A 13578-nucleotide genomic window follows, 5' to 3' on the forward strand; every position below is an offset into this window, starting at 1 on the left:
AGCCCGCTTGCGGGCGACGGGTGGGGGCACAATGACGCGATTCCGGCAGGTCACGTCGCCCGCAAGCGGGCTCCTACGGAGCTTGATTCTTGATAGCGTCTTATTCGGAAATCGCCTAAAGTCCGACAGGCTGCTAGCCGTCCTGCAGCAGGGTTTTCAGGTCGAGCACCGACGCATTGACACGGGAGATATAAGACGCGATGGTCAGCGAGTGATTGGCGAAGACCCCGTAGCCGTCGCCGTTCAGCACCATCGGGCTCGACATCGTCTGGATCGCGCCCTGCAGATCGCGAATGATCTGCTGTACCAGTGACTGGGCACTCTTGGCTTCCAGGATATCGCGGAAGTCTATGGCAATCGCCTGCATGACATGCAACAACGCCCAACTGTAGCCGCGTGTGCAATAGAACACGTTGTCGACCTGATCCCAGGGCGTCTGGGTCGGTGTGTCCGGCGCGGCCGCGGTGGTCAGCGTGCCGTCCAGGTTGGGGATGAGCGCTGCCGTCAGTGCCTGATTGGCGATGCTCGAACTCAGGCGGCTCGCTTGATTGCCAAGACGTTTTTCGATCACGTTGAGATAGTCCGCGAGGTTATCGGCGCGCGCAAAGAAATGCCCGCCGCCCGGTTTACCAGCCATCGTATCGCGATACTGTTTCAGCGCGTCGAGACCCTGGCGATACTCATCCTCGGCGGTCGGGAACATCCAGGATTTCGGATCGATCGCAAATTGCAGATCGGCCCGCTTGACATCATCGTTTTCCAATGACTGACTCTGCGAGCGACTGAAATCATTGCGTAGTGAGCGCAGCGTATCGCGCAGCGCCATCAAGACTCCGCATTCCCAGCTCGGACAGTTGTCGATCAGTATGCCCGGCGGCGCGATATCGTTGTAAAGGAATCCGCCCGGCTTATCGAGCAGTGTTTCGCCAATCCGGATCGTGGTCGAGACGAGCGCGCTGCCGGGTATGGGTTTGCCGTCCGCGGCGAACGCACTGTCGGGAATGGTCGCGGCGACCTCGAAGGTCGCCGGCTGTTGGCACCAGTAGAATGTCAGGCCAAGCACAGCGACCAGGTAGATGGAGGCGGCGGCCAGCGTCCCCCCAAGGATCAGCATCGGCCACGTGGGTCGGGTACGCGATTGGCGCGCCTGTTCGGACTTGCGTTCATTGTCAATGGGGTCTGCATTCATCGGTAGTCACGCTCTTGCTCACGTGTCGGACGGGCGGTTGATGGGGTGTCCCGCGCCCGTGATCAGCATGAGTCGTCTGAGAGGGGATGCATTAGAACATAAGCGTTTTATGATATATAGGGCATTGAGAATTCGCACCGTCTCTGTCAATTAACAGTACTGGCGGCGTTTGTTTCGGACAGGTCGCTGATCCGTCAGGACATCAGGGTGCCATTGTCCCAGGCGCGGCGCTGCCGGGGGCGGCCAAGACCGTGCCGCTCTGGTCCAGACTCAGGTGCAGGTCGCGCTGGGGGTAGGGGATGCTGATCCCGGCCGTCTGGAACCCATACCAGATACGTCGATTGACCTCGGAGTGCACCGCGGTGCGCCCGATCTGCCCCAGGTAGTGGATACAGTACTCCAGGCGCAGAGTGACGGCTGAGTCTCCGAACTCCCAGAGTGTCACCAGGGGCGCCGGACTGCGCAGGATCGGGGGATAACCGGCCAGGATCTCGCGGACCAGGGCGATGGCCTGGTCGGGGTCGTTCTGGTAGCTGATGCCCACGTTCAGTACGGTGCGCACGATGTCATCGCTACGTGTCCAGTTGATGAATTCCCCGGTGATCACTGATCCGTTCGGCACAAAGACCTCCTGTTTGTCGAAGGTGCGGATGGTGAGTGAGCGGAAACCGATACGGGTGACTTCGCCCTCATGACCGCTCACGGTCACGATGTCGCCCACCCGCAGCGGACGCTCCACCAAGAGCATGATGCCCGAGATGAAGTTGTTGACGATGTTCTGTAACCCGAAGCCGATGCCCACGCCCAGGCTCGCGGTAAAGACCAGCAGTGTGGTCAGATCGACCCCGATGATCTGGAGTGCGACCAGGACTCCGGCGCAGATAATCAGGTACTGGGTCAAGGTGGCCAGTGCCTGGCGTAACCCGTGATCGTGGATGCGGGCGTAGGCGAGATGAAAGCTGACGCGCTTGACCCAGGCGCCGATCCAGAAGCTGGCGAGCACCAGTAGACCGGCGATGGCGAGGTCACGCGGGGTGAGGTGCAGTGTGCCGGCATTGAGCAAGGCGCGGTGGGTCCAGTCCAGCAGGGTGCTCAGCGGCGGGGTCTGAGCGCTCCATCCCCACAGCCGCACCAGGCCCCAGCCCGCCGCCAGCCAGGCCAGCAGGACTGCAAGAGCATGGGCCGGACCAAGAAATTCACGGCGCCAGAGATCGCCGCGGGTATCCGCCTTGGCGTCCGACCAGCGTGAGAAACGGTACACCGCGGCGGTACGCAGGTCATCAAGCGCGCCTAGGGCGAGATAGAGCAGTGCGGCAATCAGTGCCAGCCAACCGAGGTCCGCGGCGATGGCCCAGGCTAGGTTGAGGTATCCCAGCAGCCCGAGCAGGCCCGCCGATGCGAGCGCGATGGCTGCTGCTCGGGAGAGCCAGGCGAGCAGGCGCACGCCATGGCGGCTTGGCGCCGCGCTGTCCGGTCGGGCCGACAGTTGCTGCGCGGACGACGGGGTGCTGATCCGGTCCGGTGCCGCACCGGACGATCGTTCCGCACCCGTCTGCGCCGCTTGATCAGACGCCTGCGTGACTTGCAGGATTAGATTCTTGAGCCCGAACGCCGGCACCGCGAGCAGCAGCAAACCGATCAGGGCCAGGCGGTCGAGCAGGTCGGCGGCCAGGGGTGAGATCGGCAGCACGTGGGTCAGGGAATACATTGTGCTAATCACCATGGTCAGAACCAGCGCCCAGCGCAGTCGTCGGTAGAACACTGTCCGTTCGGCCAGGCGATCGGCCGGCAGCTCGGGGACGAACAGCTCGAGCCGGGCCAATCGCAACAGAAAGGCGCTTGCCGGCCAGACGCTGAGGACCAGCAGGCGCGGTCGCCATGCGTTCACGGGCAGATCGAGGCTGACCGCTACCCAGAGCCAGACCAGAGCGGGAATGGCCCAGGGAAGCGCCGGGACCAGTGCCTGGCCTGGGATGGCCAGCCGGCGCCCGGAGTCCAGATGGTGCCGCCGCAGCCAATGACGCAGACTCAGGGTCAGCGCAATCACGGCCAGGATCCCCCCGAGCACGGTGATCCACGCGCCCACGGTCAGGGTCTCGATGACCTCCTGCAGGGTGGTTGCCAGGGCCCTGTGTTCATGCATCACCAATATCGGCAGCGCGGCGAACCCCGCGGCGATGCGTTGCCATTCCCCGGCCGCACCGGGTAACGGCAGCCGTTCGGTCAGTGAATCGGCATAGACCGCTGCGATCTGTTGGGCGAAGCGCAGACGCTCGGGTTCAACCCGTTTCAGCTCGGCCTTGATGTCCTGTTCCTGCAAGTCGATCATGTCCTCCAGATCCTGGGTCAGGTCCCAGATCGGTCCTGCCGTGACGCCGCGCTCCCGCAGTAGGGTGCGCCGTGTCTCGATGATCTGGCGTTCGCCGACCAGTTCGCTTTCCAGACCCTGTAGTTCATCCCGAACTGCCGTGAGTTCGTCCGCCGCCGCCGCGAGCAACGGCAGGGGCGCGGACCGGTCGCCGCGCAGGGCGATCAATCCGTCGAGTTGTCCGCGCAGACCGAGCAGGTCCAGGTCATTCTGGCGCAGATAGGCGCGTGAGGCCGCATCATGCAGGCGGGCTTCCAGGAGGTCGCGCTGCGGTCGCGTCGCCGGGTCATTCTCCTCGATAGTCACGAGTTGAGCGGCCAGGCGCGCGGTTTCGCCAAGAAATTGCGAGACCGACGACTCCAGCAGGGGAATGCGCGAGTCGTGTTCGGGGGCGGCGGTGTAGTCGATGGCGTCCAGCCGGATGCGTCCCTGGAGCAGACGCAGACGCTGCTCGCTTAACATCTCGAAACGGCGGTCGGCGGCAAGTAAATCGGTGAAACTGCCCAGCAGCGCCCGCAGGGCTGTCGTCTGGTCGTCCAGCAGCCGCAGCGCCGCGCGTTGGGACAGGTCCTCCAAGTCGCGGACCGGGGTGTCGGTCAGACTTCGTTCGAGAGCGGCGACTCGCTGTTGGAGCCGCGCCAGCGCCGCCTCCCGGTGCGCGATCTGGCCCTCCAGGGTCCGAATGCGCGAGCGGACCGAATCCCGCTCCTGGCGCGCGGCCTGCAACATTCCCGGCTGGATGTCGGCGCTGCTCAGGGACTGCTCTTCCTGCGCGATCTGGGCCGCCAGGCGCTCGGACTCACGCCGGCGGTGCCGCGTTGCCTCAGCGATCTCGGCGCCTCCTTGCAGCAAGCGGTCATTCGCTTCCTGAATGTCCCGCAGGGGCGTGGACGTGTTGGCCGCGGGGAGTGGTCGAGCCAGGGCTGTGATCGGGATCAGGATCAGGCCGAGAGCAAGGATAGTCAGCGATTGGACCAGCGTGCGCCGGAGGGGCATGGTGTACTCGTCGGGTCCGGTCGGGGTTGAGATACGTGGTGTATTTTAGGCGATTGCCGATCGCCGCCAAGCCGAACTGCACCGACAGATCGACGCCGAGTTCGCGCCGGCCATCGCGACCGACGGCTATTGGCGGCACCACTTCGCGATTTACCTGCTGGCCTATTTCCGCGAGCCGGCGGCCTATCCGCTGTTCGTGCAGATGGGTGCCTTGCCCGGCGAGACCTTGTTCGACGCCATCGGAGACACGGTGACCGAGAGCTTCGGGCGCCAATTGGCTGCGGTATGCCACGGCGACACGCGCGGCATCGAGCGCCTGATCGAAGACCCCACGCTCAACGAGTACGTCCGAACCGCGGCCCTTAGGGCGTTGGAGATCCTCTTCGCCATCGGGGAGCTTAATCGTGACGCGCTGCAGAATCGCTTGAGTCGATTTGCGACGCGCTGGCTGGACGCGGCGGAGGCCGGGGAGGAGCCTTCGGACGCGACTGCTTGGGTCTGGGCCACCCTGGTCTGGCTTGCCGCCCGCATCAACGCACAAGAACTGGTCCCAATGATCGGCCGAGCTTTCGAGCTCCAGCTGGTGGACTACTCCCTTGACGGGGGTGCGGAGCGCTTCGAGCGTGTCATGGCGGCGCACCGGGACTGCCCGAGGCCCTACGAGCTATCGCCCGGAGACAGGCTGCCTAGACACCCGGTGGAGGAGTTGGAGCGCTGGTACTGCTTTCAGGCCCCAGCGCAGCGGCTACCCAAGAACTCAGACCGGCGCCCGGTCGTCCCCCAGATGCCGGCACCGGCGCGGGCGGCTACGAAGGTGGGCCGCAACGAGCCTTGTCCTTGCGGTAGTGGCAAGAAGTACAAGAAATGCTGCTGTAATTGAGCGGCCCGAAGAGGCCCGAGACTGCCCAAGCCGCCTGCGTCCGCGGCAGCGTGGCGGATCGCCCTGAGGGCATCCGCTCGTTGAACTCCGTGGTCTCGTCGAGGACGCTGCGTCCGGACTTGAAAACCCGAGCCATGTTCGTCCGTCAAACTGGAGATGACGGCACCTGTCACCCAGACCGCCGCGCCCGGCGGCTTTTCGGTGCAGTTCGTGTTGCCCAAGGACGTGACCCTGGCCAGCGCGCCCGAGCCGCTGGACACAAGGGTCAAGTTGCGCGAGGTGCCGCCCAGTCGCGTGGCGGTCATCCGCTACTCGGGGCTCTGGACGGAGTCCAACTAAAACGAACACTTGGCGAAGTTGGTGGACGGGATTGGGAATGTACAGTCCGCAGGAGCCCGCAGAAACGCCAAACATTCCGCACCTTTCCGCAGCAGCGGGCACAAAAAAACCTCAATCGGGACCGGTTGAGGTTTGTTGGTGGAGCAGAGGGGGGATCGAACCCCTGACCTCCGCATTGCGAATCCGAGGGTCGCATAACTCACCTTTTATTTTCAGATACTTAAAAAACATTATTGATCGGGATGTGACTGCTGATGTCACATTCGTCTCGGGTGTGACTGATGCGCGTCACACTCTGGTCACACCAGTACGCCGCGTTGCCTGTGAGTCGTATGCCTCATGAGTCTTCCCCAGTGCTCCTGCTGCGGGTCGGGCTCGGCTCGCGATGACGCTACAGGTGTAATTACACCGACCGCTTCGGGCGCCGGCACGACTAGCCCCGCGGCGGCGGTCGCTGGCCTGTGTCCCGGCCTAGGCTTGACCGGGTGTAGTCCTCCTGCATACCGTTTACGCGGCTGCGGGACGATAGCTACTGCGCCCCTGCGGCGGTGCGGTTTCACGTCAGTTTCACGTGGCCCGGTGGCCGCGCAACGCCAGCAGTACCACCAAATACCCCTCCCTGGTCAGCCCGTTCGGCGGCTGCAACGAGCGCAACGCCCGCCACTCGATGGGGCGGATGTTCAAGCGTTCGCACAGGAATGCGTCGCCGGCCAGGCTCGCGAGACCGACCGAGGTCTTGCGATCCGCCAGGATGTGCTCACGGCTGACTTCAGTGCTCGCCAGCGTTTCGTCGCTTTCGCCTCCCATCAGCCAATGGGCGCTGACACCCAGCGCCTGCGTCAAGGTGTCGAGCATCTCGATCGACGGCGCGCGCACGCCACGCTCCATGCCGCTGATGTGGGATTGGACCACCCCGCACCGGTGGGCCAGCTCCGTCTGGTTCAAGCCCGCGGCTTTGCGTGCCTGCTTCAACCGGGCACCGTTCATCACCACGACGTTGGTCTCGTTCATCTGCGTAGCATGAACGAAAACGGTCCGTGCGGGAATGCGCAGCGCCACAAAACCAAGGCTGAACCTCGAAATATCTCTGAAAGATGTTAAAAATATGCATGTCCTCAAGGCGTCAGGCAACCAACGTGGGCCAGCGCAATGGAGTAGCGGATGATCACCCCGATCGTCAGTGACCTCGGCGTGGGTGTCATCGTCGGCGCCAATGTTCGCGAAGTCCGCCAGTCCCGCGGGTGGAGCCAGGTGACGCTTGGACAGAAAGCCGGCCTGCGCCAGGGCTACATCTCCGCGATCGAGCGGGGGGAGCGGTGTCCCTCCCTGGAGCGGCTGTTCGACCTGGCACGTGCCTTCAGCGTCGCGCCCGCGCGTCTGGTGATGGCGCCTACGGTTGACTACCTGGGCGATCCGCAGCGGGCCATCATCCGAGCGGCCTATCGCTCTCATGGGTTAGCGAGCCGCGCAGTCCTGGCAGAACTACAAACCTACCTGGGGACGATCGGAGTAACAGCTTCCAGAGTCGCCCAATAAATCTCGCCCCCCAAGACTGGCTAGGAGGGCGCAAGGTGAGTCGCGCGCCACGGTCTGCTTCGTGTTCTTCGCCATAACAAACTCCTAACTGCGTCAAGATTTGGGTGGGCTCCGGAAAGGCACTACGACCGTACTGCCTTGAGCCGTCCGATCCTCGGTGCTTGCCGGAAGGCTTCGCAGCCGAGCGAATTGCACGACATTAGTTCTGCCTTGGAAGTACCCCTCTGTCAGGCCTGCCAGCATCTCGATGTCAGATGTTCCTAGCAGTTTGTCGGACTTGCAGCGTAAGAACTTGATTATAGAAGATAAAAAATTTGCGCCAAAAAAGCTGAAACTCTTTAACTTCAATCGGTTACCTCATCAAGTCCGACAGGCTGCTAGCCCGATATATCTCGGAATCGCATCAAGAGGCATCACGTTTTCCTCAACCAGCAAGTCGATAGTACGCCGGAGCAAGCGTGGTTGCTCGGGTTGCCGGTCATCGTCGCCCGGCTCTGACTTGGCGCCCCATCACGACCCAGGCGCCACATGTCACGACATTCGCAAGCCACTTGCTCGGTGTCTCGTTGTCTCCGCCCTTGGATGCTTGTGAGCGTCGCCAAGTCGCTGGCGCGACGCCGGGCGGTGTTCCATGACCGGATTGCCGCGTCTCCCTCTGCTCCAGTCAAGATTTCGCCGGCGAAGTCCCTTCTTCGCGCCTCTTAACAGTCAAGCGCTGGCCCTGGGCGGTGATCCGAACCGCCTGCAACCGACCCAACCAGAACAAAACCTGTCCGCGTCGAGTGACCGATGGGGTATGCTGACTGTCTCTGCGTACCCCGTTGGCACCTTCCTTTTTTGGGCCAGGCTGGGGAAGATCGCTGGCTTTCCGTCGACGAAATCGCCGCGGACTTGGGCATTTCAACAGACACTGTGTGCACCTGGGTGACGACCAAGGGATGCCTGGACACAAGGTCGGGCGTTTCTGGTAGTTCAAAAAATGAGGGCATGGACGTCTGGACCCGCGAGGGCGGACCCGCCTCCGGTAGTGATGACTTTGACGACAAGGGGACGCGCAATGGCTAAGGCAGCCACCAGACAGGACCAAAACGCGGACGACGCCGAACCTGAGGACCAGGCGCCGGAGCGTGCCCTTGATGAGGGCAAGCTCTTCGACTACATCACCGGGAGGGCGGTCAAAGACAACGACAAGGAGCAGGTACGTCAGCGAATCGCCCGCGCCATCATCCATGAGTACGGCATCGCGGCCGAGGACATGGAGCCCGACTTCAAGGTTAAAGTCTCGGGCAAGAACCGCAAGCTGGACATCGCCGTCTTCCGGCCGGGGACCGAACACACCGCGGAGAACCTCTACCGCGCCGTGATCGTCGAGAAGGAGCCCAAGGTCGGCACCAAGGGCGCCTACCGGATGCGCGACCCGGACGAGGCGAGCAAGGAGTTCGCGGTGCTGGATGCCGTGATGTCCGAGGTCGCAAGCTGCAACTATGGCCTCTGGACCAACGGGCTGGAATTCTTCTTCTTCCAGAAGGAAGTCACCCGCTTCGATATCTGGTTCAAGCCCATTGGCGACTGGCCCATGGGTGACGACACCATCGGTACGCGCGAGGCTGCCTCGCTTGCGCGGATGCGCCCTGCCGATCCCGCGATGCTGCGCACGGCCTTCCGCCGCTGCCACAACTATATTCACGGCAACGAAGGCATGCCCAAGGATGCCGCCTTCTGGCAGTTCCTCTATCTCATCTTCTGTAAGATGTACGACGAACGCCGCCGCGGCGAACAGCGCGTCTTCTGGGCCGGGGCTTATGAGCCATTCGACCCCGCGGGGCAAAAGGAGATCCGTCGGCGTATCGCACCGCTGTTCGAAGAGGTCAAGCGCGCCTATCCTGAATTGTTCAAGGGAAACGAAGAGATCACGCTGTCCGATCGAGCCCTGGCCTTCATTGTCTCGGAACTCTCACGCTACGACTTCGCGCGGACCGAGGTCGACGCCAAGGGCGCGGCCTATCAGGAGATCGTCGGCAAGAACCTGAAGGGCGATCGTGGCCAATACTTCACCCCACGCGGCGCGATTCGCCTGGTGGTACAAATCCTGGCGCCGCAAGAAACCGAGACGGTACTCGACTCATCGTGCGGTACCGGTGGCTTCCTGGTTGAAGTGCTCAATCACCTGAACCGGACGTTTTACGCCGAAAAACAACTGAAGGCTGGTGACGAGAACACGCAAGAATTCATCTCCATCCGGGATCGCCTGGCCAATTACGCAACGCACAAGCTCTACGGTGCGGACTTCGACCCCTTTCTGGTGCGGGCCGCGCAGATGAATGTGATGATGGCGGGCAATGCGCTGGGCCATTTGTACCACATGAATTCGCTGGAATTCCCGCTTGGTCATCTACCCGGAGTCAAGGTGGCCAAGGATGAAATCCCGCTTGGGTCGATCGATCTCATCATGACCAATCCGCCCTTCGGCTCTGATATCCCGATCACCGAGAGGACTATCCTGGAGCAGTATGAGCTGGCTAGGCGTTGGGAGCGCCAGGGTGAGGGTTTTGTGATGACGCAAGCACTGAAGCCCGCGGTCTCGCCCGAGGTCTTGTTCATCGAGCGCTGTATCCAATGGCTCAAGCCCAAAGGCCGCTTGGGGATCGTCCTGCCGGACGGCATACTCGGAAACCCCGGCGACGAATATATCCGTTACTGGATCCTGCGCCATTGCTGGGTCCTGGCCAGCATCGATCTGCCGGTGGAATGCTTCATCGTCGAGGCCAATGTCAACATCCTCACCAGTCTGCTCTTCCTCAAGAAGAAGCCGATCGAGGTCATTCAGGCGGAAGACCTGGGCAACAAGCAGGATTACCCCGTCTTCATGGCCGTGGCGGAAAAGGTTGGCTTCGACCGCCGCGGCAATACGCTCTACAAGCGCCAACCGGATGGGGAGGAAATCCTCGTCGACGCGACCTTTGAGGAAAAGGTGCGTATCGGTGGTCGTCTTCACGTGCGCACTCTGCACCGTAAGACCCGCATTCTCGATGACGACTTGCCCGAGATCGCCCGGGCCTACGCCGAGTTCCGCACCAAGTACCCGGAGCCCGGCAAATGATCACGCGCCTTGAAGCGATCCGCTACCGCTGCTTCGAGCGCCTGGCCATCGACCTGACCGATTTTCAGATCATCGTCGGCGCCAACGGTGCGGGCAAGAGCACGCTGCTCGACCTGCCGTTCCTGGTCGGGGAACTGCTCCGTGCGGACACGATCGCCCCTATTTTCTTGGTCAAGCGCGGCGACAAGCCCGCCCGGGCCGCGACCTTGCGCGAGTTGATCTATGCTGGGCGGGGTGACGACTGCTCCATCGCCCTGGAGGCCAAACTGCCCGACGCGATTCGCGATCAGTGGGTCGAATCACTGCTCACGCGCACGATGGCCAAGGCCGAGGCAGATGCACTGCGCAACACACCGGCGCGCTGGCCGACGCACATCCGCTACGAGTTACGGCTCGAGGTTGTCAACGAGCGTGATCTCCAGGTTCGGAATGAGTATCTCTTCGTCTTCCCGGAGCAAGGGCGGCCGGATCGGTCCGTTGTCGGCATCTGGGGTGAATCGAACAGCGGCCAGGCCGACTGGCATTTCATCCTGCGTCGCGAAGTCGGTGGTCCCGCGGTATTCGCGACAGAGACCGATACACAACCGGGCTCGCTGACGACGCGCGTTAAACCGGGTCTGCTCGCCATGCCGGTGGTTAAGTACAGTCCGGATAGTTATCCGGCCGCCAATTGGCTCTACGGCCTTTTGACCGCGCGGAGTGTCTTTCTCGATCCGCAGTGGGACCGGCTCCGCGCGCCGAGTCCTCCCGGACTGGAAAAGGGCGTCATTCCTTCGGCACTCAACCTGCCTTGGCTGGCGCTCGATCTGAAACTGGCTGGCCTGCCGGATGGAGCCACCGCGGCCGAGCGTGCCGCCTATCGCAGCCAGGACTACTCGGATTGGGTGGATCACGTCAAGACCGCACTGGTGCCGGTGGCAGACATCGAGATCAAGGAACGTGAGGAGGATCATTACGCCTATTTCATTATTCGCTATGTCAGCGGCTACAGCGTCACGTCCAGCGGACTCTCGGATGGCACCCTGCGTATTCTGACCTTGACCTTGCTACCCTATCTGCATAATCCACCGAAATTGCTCGTCACTGAAGAGCCGGAGAACGGCATCCATCCCCGAGCGATTGAGACGGTGCTGGAATCACTGTCATCCATGCCCGAATCCCAGATATGGATATCATCACACTCGCCGGTCCTCCTCGGCAGCATCGAACTCGAAGATCTGATTTGTGCGCGGCTCACGCCCAGCGGCGCGGTTGAATTGATCTGTGGGAAAGATCATCCACGGCTTGCTGAGTGGCGAAAGGACATCGATCCAGACCTGGGTGTGCTGCTTGCCGCCGAGGTATTGAACTAGATGCGCGACTGCATTTTCTATGTGGCAGACCAAAACATGGCGGAGACGTTCACAGGGTTTCTCAATCGGCCGAATTTTCATCTCAGCATGGGCTGTGGGGCCTTTCACTTTTCCCCCCTCCTGGACATCGCACGGGCGAAAGGCAAGACCGACGGCGGGCTGTGGCGTCACGCGGGCTCGCTCTGCAAAGGGTATTTGAAGACCCATCACAAGTTGGTCGTCGCGCTTGACAGAGATTTCGGCGGCTCGCCCGGACAGGCCCAGATCCGCCAAGATATCGCGCAGCAGTTACTGTCTGCCGGTTGGCAAGAGAGCCATTTCATCGTGCTCGTCATCGACCCTGAACTGGAGCAGTGGATATGGCAAGACAATATTCACGTCGAGTCGGCCCTCAAGTACACCAGACCGCCGAGTCTGCGCGCCTTTCTCGAGCAGACGGGGGACTGGCCGGCGGGCCAGGATAAGCCGACCGATCCGAAGGCAGCGCTTGAGAAGTGCGTCATGCGACAGTTGCGCGGCATCCGCTCGTCCTCTCTGTATCGCAAGATCGCGGCCAACGTGTCGGTAACCAATTGCCGGGATACCGAATTCCAGTCACTGCGGCTGCAACTCCAGGTCTGGTTTCCATGACTGCACTCACCGACTTAAAACGCTGGTGCCGGAAGGATGTGTTTCAGCAGGTCCAGAAGGAGAACCGGGTGAGAAAATCGTCGGCGGTCTACCAGCGGATTGCGGCGGCCATACGGATCAATGCCTGCACCGATACCGAGTTTCAGCGGCTGACCGCGCAGCTTCGCGCCTGGTTCCCGGCGGGGGGGGCGGCATGAGCTTTGCGAGTTTCAAGAACGCCCGGGTGGTGCGATCGAGTTGGCTGGAAGAGGGCGGGCGGCGACTGGATTGCAATCCGTATATGTCGGGGGCGTTGGAGGCAAGAGATATCTTGCGGCAGCTGAGTGTCCGCAAAGACCTATTGAGCACGCTCACCGCCGGCTACGTGGGCGGCATCTATAACGGGCCGATGTTTAAGCGTAATTATGTGGAATCGCCTGAACACGGGGTGCCATTCATCAGCAGCGGAACGATCATGCTGGCCGATCTCAGTAGGTTGCCACTGCTACGCAGAAAGGATGCGGAATCGTCTCGTTTGTCTTACCTGCGTTTAGAGGCAGGAATGACTCTCATATCATGCTCTGGCACGATCGGTCGCATGTGTTATGTGCGTCCTGATATGGATGGCATTTGGTCGTCTCAAGATGTGTTAAAGGTCTCTGCAAACACATCCTTGATTTCGCCAGGCTATCTGTACGCCTTTCTTGCGAGTCGCTACGGTGTGCCGCTCGTGGTTTCGGGAACCTATGGTGCCATCATCCAACACATCGAACCTGAGCACATCGCGGGATTGCCAGTTCCGAGGTTCGGCGCTGTGTTTGAAGTTAGTGTCGACGCCAAAATGCAGGAGGCTGTACAGTTGTTATCGAATTACCAGCGCCTTGTTCGAGAAGCAACGAATGAGGTGTTCGCATCCGTCGGATTAGAGGATATCTCTGCGACAGAATGGCATGCTGACGGATTGAATCTCGGCTTTTCCGTGGCTGCACCATATGTGGCTTCGTTGCGTGCTTTGAATTTTAATCCCAAGTTTGTTGAGCTGGTACGGAAGATTAAAAAAGGGCCGAGTAGCTCGACTTTGGCCATTTCAGGGAGTCGAGGCCAGTTGATTCAGCACGCGTTGCCAATCCTGGCGGGAAATAACGAGGGCGTCCGGGTCTGCGGTTGAGTTGACGAAATTCGCCGCCGCCCAACTGGTGCGGCGCACCA

The 13578-nt window shown here is 61.5% G+C and carries 11 protein-coding genes; 8 read left to right on the forward strand and 3 right to left on the reverse strand.

Translation table 11 applies throughout. The features are described from left to right. Positions 1-133: 133 nt before the first annotated feature. Entirely contained in the window at positions 134-1189 is a 1056-nt protein-coding gene (locus QZY03_RS29690) for a DUF2333 family protein (protein ID WP_295587620.1), read from the reverse strand. Positions 1190-1391: 202 nt separating this feature from the next. Further along, positions 1392-4553 carry a mechanosensitive ion channel domain-containing protein gene (locus QZY03_RS29695; RefSeq protein ID WP_295587621.1) on the reverse strand — a complete coding sequence of 1054 codons (3162 nt, stop codon included), beginning with the start codon at positions 4551-4553 and terminating at the stop codon, positions 1392-1394. A gap of 88 nt (positions 4554-4641) precedes the next feature. Between QZY03_RS29695 and QZY03_RS29700 the strand changes: the two genes are divergently transcribed. Both QZY03_RS29700 and QZY03_RS29705 read left to right on the forward strand, forming a co-directional pair. Then, positions 4642-5433 (forward strand): DUF1186 domain-containing protein, encoded by a 792-nt coding sequence (locus QZY03_RS29700; RefSeq protein WP_366935582.1) that lies wholly within the window; start codon positions 4642-4644, stop codon positions 5431-5433. Positions 5434-5583: 150 nt separating this feature from the next. Then, positions 5584-5772, forward strand: a complete 189-nt coding sequence (locus tag QZY03_RS29705) for a heme-binding protein (protein ID WP_295587639.1) — start codon at positions 5584-5586, stop codon at positions 5770-5772. A gap of 567 nt (positions 5773-6339) precedes the next feature. Here QZY03_RS29705 and QZY03_RS29710 read toward each other — a convergent pair. Next, positions 6340-6783 carry a helix-turn-helix transcriptional regulator gene (locus QZY03_RS29710; protein ID WP_295587623.1) on the reverse strand — a complete coding sequence of 148 codons (444 nt, stop codon included), beginning with the start codon at positions 6781-6783 and terminating at the stop codon, positions 6340-6342. Positions 6784-6933: 150 nt separating this feature from the next. Here QZY03_RS29710 and QZY03_RS29715 point away from each other — a divergent pair, with 150 nt between their 5' ends. The 6 genes from QZY03_RS29715 to QZY03_RS29740 all read left to right on the forward strand — a co-directional run bounded on the left by QZY03_RS29715 (position 6934) and on the right by QZY03_RS29740 (position 13537). Next, the gene (locus tag QZY03_RS29715) at positions 6934-7308 is read left to right on the forward strand and encodes a helix-turn-helix transcriptional regulator (protein WP_295587625.1); all 375 of its coding nucleotides are present in this window, start codon (positions 6934-6936) and stop codon (positions 7306-7308) included. A 1057-nt stretch (positions 7309-8365) separates the two neighbouring features. Beyond that, positions 8366-10408 carry an N-6 DNA methylase gene (locus QZY03_RS29720; RefSeq protein ID WP_295587627.1) on the forward strand — a complete coding sequence of 681 codons (2043 nt, stop codon included), beginning with the start codon at positions 8366-8368 and terminating at the stop codon, positions 10406-10408. Then, positions 10405-11760 (forward strand): AAA family ATPase, encoded by a 1356-nt coding sequence (locus QZY03_RS29725; RefSeq protein WP_295587629.1) that lies wholly within the window; start codon positions 10405-10407, stop codon positions 11758-11760. Before QZY03_RS29720 ends, QZY03_RS29725 begins: the two co-directional genes overlap by 4 nt. Continuing rightward, positions 11761-12390 (forward strand): hypothetical protein, encoded by a 630-nt coding sequence (locus QZY03_RS29730; protein ID WP_295587631.1) that lies wholly within the window; start codon positions 11761-11763, stop codon positions 12388-12390. It begins immediately after the preceding gene. Continuing rightward, positions 12387-12587 (forward strand): hypothetical protein, encoded by a 201-nt coding sequence (locus QZY03_RS29735; RefSeq protein WP_295587633.1) that lies wholly within the window; start codon positions 12387-12389, stop codon positions 12585-12587. Before QZY03_RS29730 ends, QZY03_RS29735 begins: the two co-directional genes overlap by 4 nt. Continuing rightward, positions 12584-13537, forward strand: coding sequence for a hypothetical protein (locus QZY03_RS29740; RefSeq protein WP_295587635.1), 954 nt, complete (start codon positions 12584-12586; stop codon positions 13535-13537). Before QZY03_RS29735 ends, QZY03_RS29740 begins: the two co-directional genes overlap by 4 nt. Positions 13538-13578 lie beyond the last annotated feature (41 nt).

Origin of the sequence: uncultured Lamprocystis sp. (genome assembly GCF_903933125.1) — a bacterium.
Lineage (GTDB): Bacteria > Pseudomonadota > Gammaproteobacteria > Chromatiales > Chromatiaceae > Thiodictyon.

What these genes read in the sequence shown, in the direction of transcription:
- QZY03_RS29740 (WP_295587635.1), top strand. Translation starts at nt 12,584, where the DNA reads ATGAGCTTTGCGAGTTTCAAGAACGCCCGGGTGGTGCGATCGAGTTGG.
- QZY03_RS29710 (WP_295587623.1), bottom strand. Translation starts at nt 6,783, where the DNA reads ATGAACGAGACCAACGTCGTGGTGATGAACGGTGCCCGGTTGAAGCAG.
- QZY03_RS29725 (WP_295587629.1), top strand. Translation starts at nt 10,405, where the DNA reads ATGATCACGCGCCTTGAAGCGATCCGCTACCGCTGCTTCGAGCGCCTG.
- QZY03_RS29690 (WP_295587620.1), bottom strand. Translation starts at nt 1,189, where the DNA reads ATGAATGCAGACCCCATTGACAATGAACGCAAGTCCGAACAGGCGCGC.
- QZY03_RS29720 (WP_295587627.1), top strand. Translation starts at nt 8,366, where the DNA reads ATGGCTAAGGCAGCCACCAGACAGGACCAAAACGCGGACGACGCCGAA.
- QZY03_RS29735 (WP_295587633.1), top strand. Translation starts at nt 12,387, where the DNA reads ATGACTGCACTCACCGACTTAAAACGCTGGTGCCGGAAGGATGTGTTT.
- QZY03_RS29715 (WP_295587625.1), top strand. Translation starts at nt 6,934, where the DNA reads ATGATCACCCCGATCGTCAGTGACCTCGGCGTGGGTGTCATCGTCGGC.
- QZY03_RS29695 (WP_295587621.1), bottom strand. Translation starts at nt 4,553, where the DNA reads ATGCCCCTCCGGCGCACGCTGGTCCAATCGCTGACTATCCTTGCTCTC.
- QZY03_RS29730 (WP_295587631.1), top strand. Translation starts at nt 11,761, where the DNA reads ATGCGCGACTGCATTTTCTATGTGGCAGACCAAAACATGGCGGAGACG.